The sequence below is a fragment of the Parvularcula dongshanensis genome (assembly GCF_014199615.1).
Taxonomy (GTDB): domain Bacteria; phylum Pseudomonadota; class Alphaproteobacteria; order Caulobacterales; family Parvularculaceae; genus Parvularcula; species Parvularcula dongshanensis.
Map to the genome: position 1 here is coordinate 38,288 of NZ_JACHOB010000006.1, position 14,926 is coordinate 53,213.

A 14,926-nucleotide genomic window follows, 5' to 3' on the forward strand; every position below is an offset into this window, starting at 1 on the left:
GGGCCTCCGTCACTCGGACAGTCTGTACCTGAAAGCGATCAACCGGAAGATAAGACCGCCCGCAAGGGCGGCTGGAAGCCAGAACACCATTCCACCTAGGATTGTCAGGCCTGCAATTAGAAGCGATGCCGTCAGAACCTCTACGAAGGATCGTAGACTCCAATCTCCTATGTCCGAACCGAAGAAGTGCGACAGCGGAATCCAAAAGGCCGCAACGAATATAGTGGTGAAGAATGTCGCGTAGAAGAGGCTGATCGGCGTGGGCTTCAGCAAGGACAACCAAGTAAATACGATTAGCAGTGCTAGAATCGATGGGTAACCGCAGATGGGTAGAGTACGAATATAGGCTTCTACGTACGACTCGTTGCTACCCTTCTCTAACCACAGAAGAGCGGCTGGGTTCGTCAGTCCACCAAAAATTATCGAGAGAGGAACAAAAGCTACGACCGGCCTTCGCCAGATATAATTTCCATCCTCAAACAGCGTCATTCGAGGCCTCCCACACCGCCAGCGCCTGCCGCGTAGCCGCGACGTCGTGCACGCGGAACCAGCCGAACCCCGCCGCCCTCGCCCGCAGGACCGCCGCGACCGAGCCGCCGAGGCGTTCGTCCGCCGCGCCGTCGCGGTCGAGGCTGGCGATGAAGCGCTTGCGCGACGCGCCCATGAGGAGCGGCACGCCGAACTCCTGAAAACGCTCGAGCGAGCGGAAGAGCGCGAGGTTGTGGTCGAGGGTCTTGCCGAAGCCGATGCCTGGGTCCGCGATGACCTGCTCCACGCCCGCCGCCCGCGCCGCCTCGATCCGGGCGCGCAGGAAGGTTAGCACCTCGCCCACCACGTCGCCGTAGCGCGGTTCCTGCTGCATGGTCGCGGGATCGCCCTGGGCGTGCATCAGGACCACCGGCATGCCGAGCGCGGCGGCGGTCGCAAGGCTGTCCTCACCGAAGGTCAGCGCGCTGACGTCGTTCCAGATCGACGCCCCCGCCGCGACGGCTGCCCGCGCCACCTCGGGCTTTCGCGTGTCGACGCTGATCCGTGCGTCCGAGCGCACCTTCAGCCCCTCGATGACCGGCAGGACGCGGTCGATCTCTTCTTGGACCGGCACGAAGGCGGCGCCAGGGCGCGTGCTCTCCCCGCCCACGTCGAGCACCTGCGCCCCCTCCTCAGCCAGCCTTGTGCCATGCTCGACGCCAGCCTGCCCGGCGAACCGTCCGCCGTCGGAGAAGCTGTCGGGCGTCGCGTTGACGATGCCCATGAGGATGGGAGGCGCGAGGTTCATTTGAAAACCTCTTCGAGGTCGACTTCTCCGTAGCCCATCAGAACTCGACCAAGCTCTCCGACCAGGCAGACCACCACCAAGAAGAAGTAGAGGCGTAGCGGGAGGCTCGTTACCGCTAGGAGCGGCACCGCCAAGAGGTGAGATTTCCCTGTCATCTCTACTATCGGTCCCGTCGACACCGCCATCAATCCGTTCGACAGAGGCGCGACCAGCTGGGCAAGTAGGAAAACGCAGAACACGACTGCGGTAAGTCGACCAACTTGGTCCTTGGTGGCAGCCAAGGCGCGGCGGGGGGCGAAGCTCCCTTCTACGGCCGCAATCATGAGCAGCGGGCCCAATCGGGCGATCGGCCAAACCATGATCGCGATCAGGGCGAGGAGCGCGATCATGAGAACAACCCGCCGCGCCATACCGTCCAACGGCGTAGAAGAAGGAAGGATCAGGCCAAGTGCGCGATCCACCTGTCCAGGTATGAGCAGAAGAAGTCCCGCCATCGTCACCCCGACGAGGACCAACGTACCCACCGCCCAGCAGGTGCGGAACTCGGGCCGTCCCAGCCGAAGCGGGAGAAGGCCCGTAGGGGTGGACTGACCCGCCATCCCGCGAACGAGGTTCACCCCTGCGCTCACGAATGCAAGGGCAGTGACAACATACCCGACATAGCTAGGCAGGAAGTTTACGAACGAGGCAGAGTGAACCCCATACGCCCATGCGGATAGGGTCACACTGTAGAGCGCCAACGCCGCGGGCAGCCAAAGCGCCCTGATGACTGCGCGTTTCCGCAGGGATCGTAGGAGAAGTGCGCTGCCCACGATGCGTAAGGCTGGCATACGCCGCGTTGGTGGCCGCCCGTTGGTCATCCAGTCGCACTACCAGCGACGGCTTGACGAAGCGTTCCGCGCTGACAACCCACAATTCTAGCAGGACACGACGGAGTTCAAGCGAACACATCCTCGACCGCGTCGTCCGGCGTACCGCGTAGAGCGCCGGTGATGCGACCTGGCAGCGCGATGCCAACGAGGGTTTGGTAGATCTGCAGGGCTAGAAAGACGACGACGGTCAGCAAGGCGTACACGATCGACGCGAGCGCCACCTCGCTGCCGACCGCCATCAACCCGCCGGTCATCGCGAAGCTCATCAACTGGATCAGGATCGCAAGTACGAAGAGGGTGCCGAACACGACGAAGACGCATGCGAGGATCCGCCAGACGTTATCCTTCGTTGCTGCGAACGCTTCGGTCAGTGCGATCCGGTTCTCGGTGGCGGCCATCGGAACGAAGGTGATGGTGGCGCAGTAGAACCAGGCGATACCGACGAACCATGCTAGCGTGATGACGACACTCAATATCAGACCGAGTACGCCGTCACCGACGACGAAGCTGGCGACGGCGCCGATCGCGAGCTTCGCGACCTGAAACCCGACGACCACGACGAGGAAGACGAACCCGAGGATGAACGCCGCACCCAACACGCGCGCCTCGCGTCCGCCGAAACTCAGTACAAAGAGGCCAGGTGGCGCTTTGTAGCCGCCAGCGGCTTCTCGGATCAGAATAACGTATATGGGAACAAACAGGAGCGTTCCGGCCAGGGTGAGGATCCCACCGAATCCGATCTTCGCTGCCATCATCGGGGTATCGGCTAGGCCCCACCCGACGAGCGCGAACCCACCTACCATCAGGGCCAGAGGCAACCACCCCAGCCGCATCAGCGTCGGTATCGCACGCGTGCCGAAGCGGAAGGCGAACGTGATCGTCTCGCCGACCGGCAGCTTGTCAGTCTTCATGAGATGCCCCTTCGTTCCCACGCGAAGGGTAATGCTGGCCCGCGAAAACGAAAACCCCCGCCGGAGCGGGGGTGAACGTGGTCGTCTCTATCAAGCGCCGGCCGGTTCAGGTCCCGCCGCCGGACCTTCCCGGCCGCTGCTCGGGACCGAGGACGGCGGGGGGCCGAGGTCGAGGGGCTCGTCGCGGACGATCTTCTCGCCGCCCAGGAGCCGCTTGATCTCCTCGCCCGTCAGGGTCTCGTACTCGAGGAGGCCTTCGGAGAGCTTCACCCAGTCGTCGTGATGGTCCGTGCCGAGGATGCGCACCGCTTCGTTATGGGCGGTCGTCACGAGCTTGCGGATCTCCTCCTCGATCTTCTTCGCCGTCTCGGGGCTGATCGAGTTGGACCGCGCGATCGACTGGCCGAGGAAGACCTCACCCTCGTCCTCGGCGTAGGCGATGGGGCCGAGCTCGTCCGAGAGGCCCCACTGCGTGACCATCGCCTTGGCGATCTTGGTCGCCTGCTCGATGTCCGAGCTCGCGCCTGAGGTCACGTGCTCCTTGCCGAACTTCAGCTCCTCGGCGACGCGGCCGCCCATGAGGATGGCGAGGCGGGAGGTCATCTCCTGCTTCGACATCGAGAACTTGTCCCGCTCGGGCAGCTGCATGACCATGCCCAGCGCCCGGCCGCGCGGAATGATCGTCGCCTTGTGGACGGGATCGGTCGAGGGGACGTTGAGTGCGACGATGGCGTGGCCCGCCTCGTGATAGGCGGTCAGCGTCTTCTCTTTCTCCGTCATGACGGTCGAGCGGCGCTCCGCCCCCATCATGATCTTGTCCTTGGAGTCCTCGAACTCCTTGTTCGTGACCATGCGCTTGCCGCGACGCGCCGCGAGCAGCGCCGCCTCGTTGACGAGGTTGGCGAGGTCCGCGCCGGAGAAGCCGGGCGTGCCGCGCGCAATGGCGCGGACGTTCACGTCGGGGCCGAGCGGCACCTTCTTGATGTGAACGCCGAGGATCTTCTCCCGCCCAATGAGGTCGGGGTTCGGCACCACGACCTGACGGTCGAAGCGGCCGGGACGCAGGAGCGCGGGGTCGAGCACGTCCGGGCGGTTGGTCGCGGCGATGAGGATGATACCCTCATTCGCCTCGAAGCCGTCCATCTCGACCAGAAGCTGGTTCAGCGTCTGCTCGCGCTCGTCGTTACCGCCGCCAAGGCCTGCGCCCCGCGAGCGGCCGACCGCGTCGATCTCGTCGATGAAGATGATGCAGGGTGCGTTCTTCTTCGCCTGCTCGAACATGTCGCGCACGCGGGACGCGCCCACGCCGACGAACATCTCGACGAAGTCCGAGCCCGAGATGGTGAAGAAGGGCACGTTCGCTTCGCCCGCGATGGCGCGCGCGAGCAGCGTCTTACCCGTGCCCGGAGGACCGACGAGCAGCGCGCCCTTGGGAATCTTGCCGCCGAGGCGCTGGAACTTCATCGGGTCGCGAAGGTACTCGACGATCTCCTCGAGCTCTTCCTTGGCCTCGTCGATGCCCGCGACGTCGTCGAAGGTGACCCGGCCGTGGCGTTCGGTCAGGAGCTTCGCCTTGGACTTGCCGAAGCCCATCGCCTTGCCGGAGCCCGCCTGCATCTGACGGACCGCCATGAAGAGGAGGCCGACGATGAGAAGGATGGGCAGGAGCTGGAACAGGAGCGCGAGGAGCAGCGGCACCTCTTCTTCGGGCACGACGCTGATGTTGACGCCCGCGTCTTCGAGGCGGCCCGAGACGTCCGCCGTGCGCGGCACTGTGGTCTCGTAGCGACGTCCGCCCTCCATCAGGCCGCGGATGCGGTTGTCGTCGATCTCGGCCGAGGTGATGGCCCCGTCGTCGACGCGCTCGAGGAAGTCGGAGTAGGCGAGCTCGCTGGTCGTGCCGGTCGGCCCCGCGTTCGAGAACACGTAAAGCATCATCAGGGCGACGACGAGCATCAGGCCCCAGACCATCCAGTGGCGGTTGTTCATTCGCGGGTCCTTCGTCCCTAGCGGTCCGCGCATCGTAGCAGACCCGGCTTATCAGTACCTAATCACCTCGTTCGCGAACCGTTCGGCAAGCAAGGAACGGACCTCGAACGTGGCATTGTCAGGAGGTAAGCACTCCTTCGCTCCCTTCCAACCGCTCAGGGCATCGCGAACGGCGCGCTGCGCGGTCGCAGGCAAGTGGGTGATTCGGTCCTCTCGAGACAGGCAGGGTAAGGTCGACACGCGCGACCGGGCGAGTGTCGATGTCGCAATGTCGCGCGGGACGAGCTGGCCGAGCGGGCGGAGGGTGAGCTCTTCGGGTGCGTCTGCGGGGACGTGGACGATGAAGCGCCGGTCGTAGAGGTGCCTAGAGCCCGGCGGCGCCGGGACGGGCGCAAGGCCGGGAGTACCGTCAGCGCGGCCTAGGAGGGCGGCGGGTTCTCGGTAAACGAGCGTTCCGCGGAACGAGTTGCCACTTGGCGCGTCGAGGACCCCTCCGATTTCAAGGGCATTCCCACCTGTTTCCTGTCTCCGCCGCAACTCGTAGAGCGAGCTGCCGCCGCCAACCGCAAAGACAACATTGGGAGTCCACGGGTCTCCGCCCTCGCTTGCGTCCACGCACGCTGTACCGTCTTCGCTTGGCTCCCATGCTAGTGGGTGGAGAAGGGGGTCGTCGGTATCCGGTAATTTCAGGCACGAAATCGCGTCTGCCGTCCGCCCCAGCGCCTCCGCCGTCAGCAGTTCCTGCTCTTCCAGCGCTGCGAGCAACGCCCGGACCCGCACGCGCTCGTAGCGCTCGTCGAAGTTGGTCGGGTCCTCGCGGACCGGCAGGCCGTGCGCCTCGGTGTAGGCGCGGGTCGCGGCGCGGCGTTCGCCCAGGAGCGGCCGCAGCAACGTCACCGGCTCACCCGGCCCCGACGCGATCTTGCGTGAGGGCGGCATGCCCGCGAGGCCCCTGCCCGCGCCCCGGCGCAGGCGCATGAAGACCGTCTCGGCCTGGTCGTCGAGCGTGTGGGCGGCGGCGAGGCGATCCAGCCCCAGCCGCTCGCAGGCCTCGCACAGGAGGCGGTAGCGGGCCCGCCGCGCGGCGTCCTGAATGCCGGTCGTCGGCTTCTCGCCTTCCCAAGCCAGGGTCTCGTGCGGCACACCGCGCGCCTGGCACCACTCGGCGACGGTCTCTGCGTCTCCCGCCGACCCTTCGCGCAGACCGTGATCCACCGTCAGCGCGACGACCGGCAGGCCGCGTTCCGTCAGGGCGTGCAGCAGCGCGAAGCTGTCCGCACCGCCTGATACCGCGACGGCCACGGGCGCGTCGCCGATCAGGTCCCAGTCGATCTCAAGCTCGGTCACGATGCCGCCTTAACGCATGAGGGCCGGCGGCGGCAGTGACGAGCCAGGCGCCGAAGATCGGGCCCGTGACGCGCCACAACGTCCAAAGGCTCGCATCGACCAAGGCGAAGACGATCGTCGCCGCGAGAATGAAGCTCGCTGCCGCCGCGACGCGCCGGTCCTGGATGCGGAAGAGCCGCCGATCAACCGCCAGGACCGCCCAGATAGAAAGCACCGCGCCGACGAGCCCGAGGTCGTGCCAAACCTGAAGCGGCACGTCGTGCGGATGGGTCGGCACGACGAAGGTGACGGCGTTGCTGTTCGCGAAGTCGACCGTGCCGAGCCCTTCGCCCAGAATCCGCGCGCCCTCGATGCCATGACCGAAGAGGAAGGGTAGCCATCCCTCCGTCGTCGCGGTCCAAACCGTCTTCCAGATGAGGAGCCGTTGGCGCCAGCTGATTGGCCCGTCTTCCAGGGTCACTAGTACGTCCGGTGCCGGCAGGAGCTGCGCGAAGAGCGGAAGCGCCACGAACGCACCGGCACCGGCATAGGTCAGAAGCCGCAGCGTCCACCTCGGCCTGAAAGTCGCCGTCCACGCCGCTCCCGCCCCTGCCAGCATGGCAAGGGCATTGGCGGCGATGCCGAAGCGGGTCGAGGCGTAGGCGAGGCCGAGCGCGATGACCGCGGCGAGGCGCGGACGCCCTTCCCGGACGAGGAACAAGATGGCGCCCGGCAGAAGGAAGAGGCCGAGGCCGATCCCCCGCGCGGTCGCGACGTCGTCCTTGTCCGCCCGGTTCGGCGGCGGCAGCGCGTCGCGAATACCCCCGCCGGTGAGGCCCTCGAAGGCGAGCAGTGCGACACCGATGGCGGCGGCGATCAGAACCGCCCGTGCCCCGCGCCCCCTCACGCCTGCCGCACCCGCCGTCAAAAGCACGAGGAGGCCGAGGTAGGGCGGCCAGGACAGCGCGTCGTCATAAGGCGACCAGAGCGTGGTCAGCGCCGCCCAGCCGGCCAGCAGCGCAGCCGGGACGGCCCACCACGGCACCTTCGGCCGCAGAGAGAAGAGCCCGGCCAGCCCGAGCAGGCCGAGCAGCACCGTGAAGTTCCGATGGGACAAGATCACCGCGACCGGCGTCAGGACGGCGCAAAGCAGCAGGAGAAGATGCGCGGCGCGTCGTCTCATCGGTCCTCGTTCTCCGCGCTGCGGCGAAAGCTCGCTTCCCCCCTAGGCCAACCCCCGTTAACCCTCCCTCAAGTCAGACGGACGGACCTAATGCTTCTCGCCCTCCTCGCCACCACTCTTCTTCAGACCACGCCCGCCGCACCCGACTGGGAGGCGGAGGGGCGCGCCGCGCTCGACGCCCGCATGTCGGTCGAAGCGAAGAAGGGTCCGGCGAAGAACGTCATCCTCTTCATCGGCGACGGCATGGACGGCACGACGATCACCGCCGCCCGCATCTATCAAGGACAACAGCGCGGCGAGACGGGCGAGGAGAACGTCCTTACCTTCGAATCGCTGCCGCACACCGCCCTGTCCAAGACCTACAATACCGACCACCAGACGCCGGACAGCGCCGGAACCGCGACCGCCATCCTCTCGGGCCGCAAGACCCGCTCGGGCGTCATCAACGTCGATCAGACCGTCCCCCGTGGTGACTGCGAGGCGGCGCTCGGCGGCGGGCTCGAGACCATCGCCGACTTCGCGGCCGGGACGGGCCGCCGCGTCGGTGTCGTCACGACCGCCCGCCTGACCCATGCGACCCCGGCTTCGCTATATGCTTCGAGCGCCGACCGGGACTGGGAGAGCGACGCGGATATGCCGAAGAGCGCGGATGCGTGTACCGACATCGCCCGCCAGCTCCTCGAGCGTGCCCCGGGCCTCAACCTCGACGTTGCGATGGGCGGCGGACGGTCGAACTTCCTCCCGGCGGAAGCCCGTGATCCCGAGTACGAGAAGCGCCGAGGCGGACGAGCGGACGGTCGGAACCTGATCGAGGCCTGGCAAGAAAGCGGCGGTGAGTTCGTCTTCGACGACAAGGGTCTTCGAAAGCTCGATACCTCGGACGACGCACCTGTCCTGGGCCTCTTCGAGCCGAGCCACATGGCGTACGAAGCGGACCGTCAGGACGGCTCGCACGACCCCTCCCTCGCCGAGATGACGCGCTTCGCGATCGAGAAGCTGAGCCGCTCCGACGACGGCTACTTCCTGCTGGTCGAGGCCGGGCGGATCGACCATGCACACCATGCGGGGAACGCCGCGCGCGCACTCCAAGACACCGTCGAGTTGGACGCTGCGGTCGAGGCGGCGATCGAATCGGCCGGCCTCGAGGATACCCTCATCATGGTCACCGCGGACCATGGACACACCCTCGCGCTTCAAGGTTACCCCCGCCGCGGTAACCCTATTCTCGGACTCGTGATGGAGGATGACGAGGGCGCCGAGACGCCGGTCCCGGCTGCTGACGGCAAACCCTATACGACCCTCTCTTATGCCAATGGTCCCGGCACGTTGATGCTGCCGGACGTCGACGGCGGACGTCCCGTCTTGACCGAAGAAGAGGTCGAGGACGTTGATTTCAAACAGCAATCATTGATCCCGGCGCCGTCCGAAAGTCACGGCGGACAAGACGTTATCGTCTTCGCGGACGGGCCGGGATCCTGGCTCGTCGGGGGCGTGCTCGAACAGAACGTCCTCTACTACGTCATGGAACACGCGCTCGGCGCGCCGGAGTCGGCCAGCGACACACGATAAGTTTATGCTGCGACGCATCAACCACGGTTGATTAACGGGGCGACATGGTTTTGGAACGATCGAGGTACAATTCTGTTTACCTGTTGCAAGGTTCCAAAGCTTTCGGAGGGTTTAATACGTATGCGTAAGCTACTCATGTCCACCGCCGGCGTCGTCGCGTCGCTCGGCCTCGCAGCCGCCAGCGCCTCGACCGTCACTGTCTCTGGCACGCTCGACGAGGGGATGCCCTCGAACGGCCCCGGCCTCGAAGGTGCGACGCCCGCTGATCCCGGCTATGCGTTCTCCAACTTCAGCATCGTGCTCGACGTCGACGACGACGCCGTCGCCGACTCGCAAGGGGTGTTCGCCGCGGGTACAGTGAACTCCGCGCTGATCTCGGTCGCGGCCGGTGGCGAAGGCGCTGCCGAGTACATGTTCACGAAGGTCGTGGACATCGCCTCCGACCCGTCGTCGCAAGCGATGGACGAGCTGAACTTCGAACTGGTCTCCTCGACCGGGGACGCGGCCGGTGACCTGATCGGCAACTTCCACATCAGCTTCATGTTCATGAACGACATGCTGAACGACGGTACGATGAGCGGTGCGCTCGACGCGCTCGGCTCCTACGTCGCCGCTCACCTGCTGTTCGAGTTCGGTGGCTACGGCTACTACGGCATGGTCGACGACGTGACGGTGGTTACGCCGGCGAACCCGATCCCGCTTCCGGGTGCGGCCGTCTTCATGCTCTCGGGTCTGGCTGCGGCCGGCGCCACGACGGCTCGCCGCCGTCGCAACGCCTGAACCTAGACTCAGCGAAGACTATCGAGGCGGCCTTTCGGGGCCGCCTCTTTTTTTGTCGCGACGCGCGTGTGGATCAGGCGCGTTTGCGTCCCCGGTGGGCTTCTTCGGCCGTTGCGAAGGCATAGCCGAAGCGCTCCTGGAACTGACCGCTCTCCTTTGCGCCCAGCCGGACCGTGACGACGACACCGCCGTCGTCCGTCGTTTCGGCCGACACGACGTCCGTACGCTCGTGAAGCCACGACAGGGCGGCGCCCTCCCCCGGCGGCAGAGCGACGGAGCGAGTCCGATGCTCGGCGGTCAGGAGACGCTCGATCTCAGCAAAGAGCGTATCGAGCCCCTCACCCGTCAGCGCTGAGGCGAGGACCGGGATCGGATCCTCGAGCGTACCACGCGCGTCGTCTGCCCTCGTTCGGGCTGTCGAGGAGAGGACGTCGCGGTCCGCGCTCGGAAGGAGGTCGGCCTTGTTCCAGACCTCGATCACCCGCCGCCCGTCCTCATCGTGAACGCCCAGTTCCCCGAGGACGGAGAGGACGTCGGCGCGCTGTGCGTCCGTCTCCTCATGCGCGACGTCGCGCACGTGCAGGATCACGTCGGCCTCCAGCACCTCTTCCAGCGTCGCGCGGAAGGCAGCGACGAGCGTCGTCGGAAGGTCCGAGATGAAGCCGACCGTGTCGGACAAGATGACCCTGGTGCCCGACGGCAGATCCACCTTCCGCATCGTCGGGTCGAGCGTCGCGAAGAGGAGGTCCGCGGACATCACCTCGGCCCCGGTGAGGCGATTGAAGAGCGTCGACTTGCCTGCGTTGGTGTAACCGACGAGCGCGACGACAGGCTGAGGCGCCTTGCTGCGCTTCGCCCGCTGCAGGGTCCGCGTCCGCCGCACCTCTTCGAGCTGCGCCTTCAGCCGGTCGATCTTACCCGCGAGGACACGCCGGTCGGCCTCGATCTGACGCTCGCCTGGACCGCCGAGGAAGCCCGCGCCGCCTCTTTGGCGTTCGAGGTGGGTCCAGGACCGTACGAGGCGGGAGCGCTGATAGGTAAGGTGGGCGAGCGCGACTTGCAGCACGCCTTCGCGGGTCTGGGCCCGCTCGCCGAAGATCTCCAGGATCAACGCGGTCCGGTCGAGGACCTTCGCATTCCAAGCCTTCTCTAGGTTGCGGTGCTGGACCGGGGTCAGCGTGCCGTTGACGATGACGAGCCCGATATCCCCCGCCGCCTCGAGCCTCGCCTTGATCTCGTCGACCTTGCCGGTACCGAACAGCGTTGCCGGCCGCCGCTGCGCCAGCCGGATGATCTCTGCTTCGACGACCTCGATCGATATGGCGGCAGCGAGACCGACGGCCTCGTCGAGGGCGCCTCGTTCGGAACGCAGCCCGGAAGGGTCACGGACGTAGACGGGCTGGAGAACGAAGGCCCTCGCGATGGGGGCGATCGGTGCCTCCCCGCCCTGCGCGGGTTCGGTAGTTGGTAGGGGCGTCGTCTTGCTCCGTGGCGGGGGACGTCTAGTCCTCCTCGACCTCGCGGAGGTTCACCGTCCCGTTCGGCATGATCGTAGAGATGGCGTGCTTGTAGACAAGCTGCACCTGCGCGTCGCGCTTCAGAAGAACGCAGAAGCTGTCGAACCAGGTGACGATACCCTGAAGCTTCACCCCGTTCACGAGGAAGACCGTCGCGGGAACCTTGTCCTTGCGCATCTGGTTGAGGAAAACGTCCTGTAGGGCAGGCTTCTTATCTGTCATGGCAACACCCTTCGATTCATTTCGGCATGATCCGCCAGCGTGATGTGCGTTGCAACATCAACAATCGAAACCGCTAAGAGTTTCTGGCTCAACTCTCCCAAAAGCGGCGGTTCAGTAGCACTAGCAGCACGACCAGCTCCAGCCGGCCCGCTATCATGCCGAGCGCGAGCAAAGGCCTCAAGGCGCCGTCGAGCAGCACGTAATCCGCGGTCATCCGCGGGGCTAGGTCGAGCAGCGGGCCGACATTCGCGACCATGGCGACGGCCGTCGCCGCGCTGGCCTCGAGCGAGCTTCCGAAGAACGCGGTTATGAGGACGAAGACGGCGAGAAGGATCGTGAAGGCGATCGTATGGATCCAGACGCCGAACTCGTTGATCGTCACCGGCCTCGGGACGACGCCGCCTGGGTGGATCAGCTTCCATAGCTCCTCGCCTGCCCGGTCGAACGTGACGAGCCAGCGCAGGAGCTTCACGCCGCCTGCCGTGGAGACCGCCGCGCCGCCGATCACGGCCGTCACCAGCACCGGCGTCAGCTGCGGCGGCTCGCCGATCGTCACCCCGTTCGTGGAGAGGATCGAGACGGCGTTGAACAGCTGGGGCAGAAGGCGGTCGAGGTCGCCTGCGCCGGCAGATAGCCAGAAGAGGAGCGCGATCGCGGGGCAGAGGAGGAAGAAAGTGAGAGTCTCGCGGTCTTCGCCCCCCCGCATGCGCCGCCTTCGCCCTGTCGACACCTGCGCCACGACGATGAAGTTCACCGCGCCGAGCGCCATGAGGACGACGGCCACGATCGTGACCGGAACGCCGTAGCTCTCGATGCCGCCAGGGTCTGGCACGAAGCCGCTGGTCGAGAGGAGCGACATGCTCAGCACCACGGCCTCGACGATCGGCACTCCCAAAAGGAAGAGGGTCAGCAGGCCTATCGCGGTCAGGCTCGAGAAGACGGGCAGGAAGACCCGGTAAGCCGCCGCGAAGGCGCGGAGGTAGGAGCCGCTCTCCCCCCTCGCGAAGGGCGGAACGAGCGGGGCGACGCCCATGAACTCCGCCCGCACGAAGATGGCGGCGGCCGTGCAGAGAGAGACTAGGCCGCCGGTCCACTGTAGCGAGGCCCGGTAGAGCATGTCCGCTTCGCTCGCTCGTGCGGAAGGGCTCGATAGCCAGGCCCCTGTCGTCGTCAGGCCCGAGACCGCCTCGAACCAGGCATCGCCGTAACTCCAGCCCTGCTGGAAGAAGGGTACCGCCGCGACGATTGGCACGCCGGCCCAGAAGAGGACGAGCGCGGCGAGAAGCTCGCGCAGGCCGCCGCGCACCGCGGGCCGCTCGCGTAGGCCGCTCGAGAAGGCGAGCGCGGCGCCGCCCGCGAACAAGCTGAGACCGAAGGCGAACGCATAGCCGTCGAGGTCCGGTGACCGCGTGACCGCGCAGTAGATGCCGGGTATGATGGTACAGATGGCGACGGCGAAGAAGGCGTAGGCCAGGAACCGGGCGATGGGGGCGAAGGACATGACGTTCTAGCGGCCCCTCGCCGGGCGGGCGGACATCGGTCGCGCCGGCATCTCTCTAGAAGTACTCGATTCCGACGCGGAAGAGCTTCTGCACCGCCTCGACGCTCTCGCGTAGGGCGAAGAGCACGACCCGGTCCTGCGGTTCGATCGACGTGGTCGAGTCCGGCAGGATCACTTCGCCTCTGCGCAGGATCGCGCCGATCGCGACGCCGGGCGGCAGGTGCGCCTCGCCGAGCGGCGTGCCGACGAGGTTCGACGTCTGCAGGGCGACTGCGTCCATCAGCTCGGCGGCGCCGTCCATGAGCGAGTAGACCGCCTTGATCCGGCCGCGGCGCACGTGCTGCAGGATGGTGGAGATCGTGGTCGCGCGGGGGTCGATGTAGCGGTCGATGCCGACGGAGTGGCTAAGCGGGCCGTACTCCGCCTCGTTGATGAGGACGTTGGCCCGGCGCGCGCCTTCGCGCTTGGCGATGACCCCGGCGAGGACGTTGACCTGATCGGAGTTGGTAAGGGCGACGACCGCTTCCGCATCGGCGACCCCGGCTTCGCGCAGCACCTCGCGGTCGAGGCCCGAGCCCTGCAGCACGATGGTCTTCTCGAGGCGTTCGGCGACGAAGGCGGCACGCTCCTCGTCGAGCTCGATGAGGCGGATCTTGACCTGGCCCTTCGCCTCGAGCGCCGAGGCGACGTCGTAGCCGATGTTACCGCCGCCGATCAGGATGACCCGCCGGGCCCGTGGCTGCGGTTCGCCGAGGATCTCGAGCGCCCGCTCGACCCACTCCGCCGCGCAGATGAAGAAGACCTCGTCACCGGCTTGAAGAAGGTCGGCGGCCTGCGCCCGGAAGAGCGTGTTGCCGCGCCGCACGCCGACGATGGTAACGTGCAGGTCGGGGAACAGCTCGCGCACCTGACGCAGGGGCGTCTCGAGGACGGGACAGTCCTCGCGCAGCCGCACGCCGACCGCCCAGATCCGCCCGTCGGCGAAGGCCTTCACGTCGGAGGCTGCGGGCGTCGTCAGGCGTTGAAGGACCGCTTCGGCGACTTCGCGTTCGGGCGAGATGATGACGTCGATCGGAATGTTGTCGCGGCTGAAGACGTCCGCATACCGCGTCTGAAGGTAAGCCTGCGCGCGGATACGCGCGATCTTCGTCGGGATGCCGAAGACCGAATGGGCGATCTGGCAGGCGACGATGTTGACTTCGTCGGACGCGGTGACGGCGATCACCATGTCGGCTTCCTTCGCGCCTGCCTCGACGAGCACGTCGGGGTAGGAGCCCGAACCGACGACGCCGCGCACGTCGAGCCGCTCGGCCAGGCCGCGGATGAGCGCCGGGTTCCGGTCGATGACCGTCACGTTGGCCTTCTCGCGCGTCAGGCGCGCGGCGATGCCGTAGCCGACGCGCCCCGCGCCGCAGACGATCACTCTCATGAAAGGATACCCCGGGTCACGGGGGCGTTGTGAACCCGACCGGAGAGGTTGTCACCAGGGCGCGCGCCGAAGCGCCCGCTAGGGCGGGGTGTACGATGGGCCGGGTGTCCGGACGTCCCCGCGCTGAGCGCGAAGGGAAAGTGATACTGTAGCCCAGAACGGTGAACGTCCGGCGGCGATCTTGCCAAGGGGCCCTCGCAGGGGGCGACCTTTCGGCGCCGTCCCGCCGGAGGCGGGCCTACAAGAAAGCGGTCGCCCTTCGGGCGACGGGGTCCGCGATAGCGCTTCAATCCCTCGTCCCTCGGAAGTGAGCCGTGCGCCCCGATCAGCCACTCATGGTACGGGCCGCTA

General features: G+C 66.6%; 13 protein-coding genes. 2 read left to right on the forward strand and 11 right to left on the reverse strand.

Annotated features, from left to right (window positions below):
- Window positions 1-9: 9 nt before the first annotated feature.
- The 7 genes from GGQ59_RS12570 to GGQ59_RS12600 form a co-directional block, all read right to left on the reverse strand.
- Window positions 10-489, reverse strand: a complete 480-nt coding sequence (locus GGQ59_RS12570) for a hypothetical protein (protein ID WP_183819158.1) — start codon at window positions 487-489, stop codon at window positions 10-12.
- Window positions 476-1,276, reverse strand: coding sequence for a dihydropteroate synthase (folP, locus tag GGQ59_RS12575; RefSeq protein ID WP_183819160.1), 801 nt, complete (start codon window positions 1,274-1,276; stop codon window positions 476-478). Before folP ends, GGQ59_RS12570 begins: the two co-directional genes overlap by 14 nt.
- On the reverse strand, window positions 1,273-1,770 hold the full coding sequence (locus GGQ59_RS12580; protein ID WP_183819162.1) for a hypothetical protein: 498 nt from the start codon (window positions 1,768-1,770) through the stop codon (window positions 1,273-1,275). The genes folP and GGQ59_RS12580 overlap by 4 nt, the downstream gene beginning before the upstream one ends.
- Window positions 1,771-2,213: 443 nt before the next feature.
- Window positions 2,214-3,059 carry a hypothetical protein gene (locus tag GGQ59_RS12585; protein WP_183819164.1) on the reverse strand — a complete coding sequence of 282 codons (846 nt, stop codon included), beginning with the start codon at window positions 3,057-3,059 and terminating at the stop codon, window positions 2,214-2,216.
- 90 nt (window positions 3,060-3,149) lie between these two features.
- Window positions 3,150-5,048, reverse strand: a complete 1,899-nt coding sequence (gene ftsH, locus GGQ59_RS12590) for an ATP-dependent zinc metalloprotease FtsH (protein ID WP_183819166.1) — start codon at window positions 5,046-5,048, stop codon at window positions 3,150-3,152.
- A 51-nt stretch (window positions 5,049-5,099) separates the two neighbouring features.
- On the reverse strand, window positions 5,100-6,395 hold the full coding sequence (gene tilS / locus GGQ59_RS12595) for a tRNA lysidine(34) synthetase TilS (protein WP_183819168.1): 1,296 nt from the start codon (window positions 6,393-6,395) through the stop codon (window positions 5,100-5,102).
- Window positions 6,382-7,557: an O-antigen ligase family protein gene (locus GGQ59_RS12600; protein ID WP_183819170.1), complete on the reverse strand. Its 1,176-nt coding sequence runs from the start codon at window positions 7,555-7,557 to the stop codon at window positions 6,382-6,384. Before GGQ59_RS12600 ends, tilS begins: the two co-directional genes overlap by 14 nt.
- A gap of 90 nt (window positions 7,558-7,647) precedes the next feature.
- Here GGQ59_RS12600 and GGQ59_RS12605 point away from each other — a divergent pair, with 90 nt between their 5' ends.
- Entirely contained in the window at window positions 7,648-9,126 is a 1,479-nt protein-coding gene (locus GGQ59_RS12605; protein ID WP_183819172.1) for an alkaline phosphatase family protein, read from the forward strand.
- 135 nt (window positions 9,127-9,261) lie between these two features.
- Window positions 9,262-9,906: a hypothetical protein gene (locus GGQ59_RS12610; protein ID WP_183819174.1), complete on the forward strand. Its 645-nt coding sequence runs from the start codon at window positions 9,262-9,264 to the stop codon at window positions 9,904-9,906.
- A 73-nt stretch (window positions 9,907-9,979) separates the two neighbouring features.
- Here the strand turns inward: GGQ59_RS12610 and hflX are convergent, their stop codons facing one another.
- The 4 genes from hflX to trkA form a co-directional block, all read right to left on the reverse strand.
- The gene (gene hflX, locus GGQ59_RS12615; RefSeq protein ID WP_425511358.1) at window positions 9,980-11,329 is read right to left on the reverse strand and encodes a GTPase HflX; all 1,350 of its coding nucleotides are present in this window, start codon (window positions 11,327-11,329) and stop codon (window positions 9,980-9,982) included.
- 79 nt (window positions 11,330-11,408) lie between these two features.
- Window positions 11,409-11,645 (reverse strand): RNA chaperone Hfq, encoded by a 237-nt coding sequence (hfq, locus tag GGQ59_RS12620; protein ID WP_183819176.1) that lies wholly within the window; start codon window positions 11,643-11,645, stop codon window positions 11,409-11,411.
- 88 nt (window positions 11,646-11,733) lie between these two features.
- Window positions 11,734-13,146, reverse strand: coding sequence for a TrkH family potassium uptake protein (locus GGQ59_RS12625; protein ID WP_183819179.1), 1,413 nt, complete (start codon window positions 13,144-13,146; stop codon window positions 11,734-11,736).
- Window positions 13,147-13,201: 55 nt separating this feature from the next.
- Entirely contained in the window at window positions 13,202-14,575 is a 1,374-nt protein-coding gene (trkA, locus tag GGQ59_RS12630; RefSeq protein ID WP_183819181.1) for a Trk system potassium transporter TrkA, read from the reverse strand.
- Window positions 14,576-14,926 lie beyond the last annotated feature (351 nt).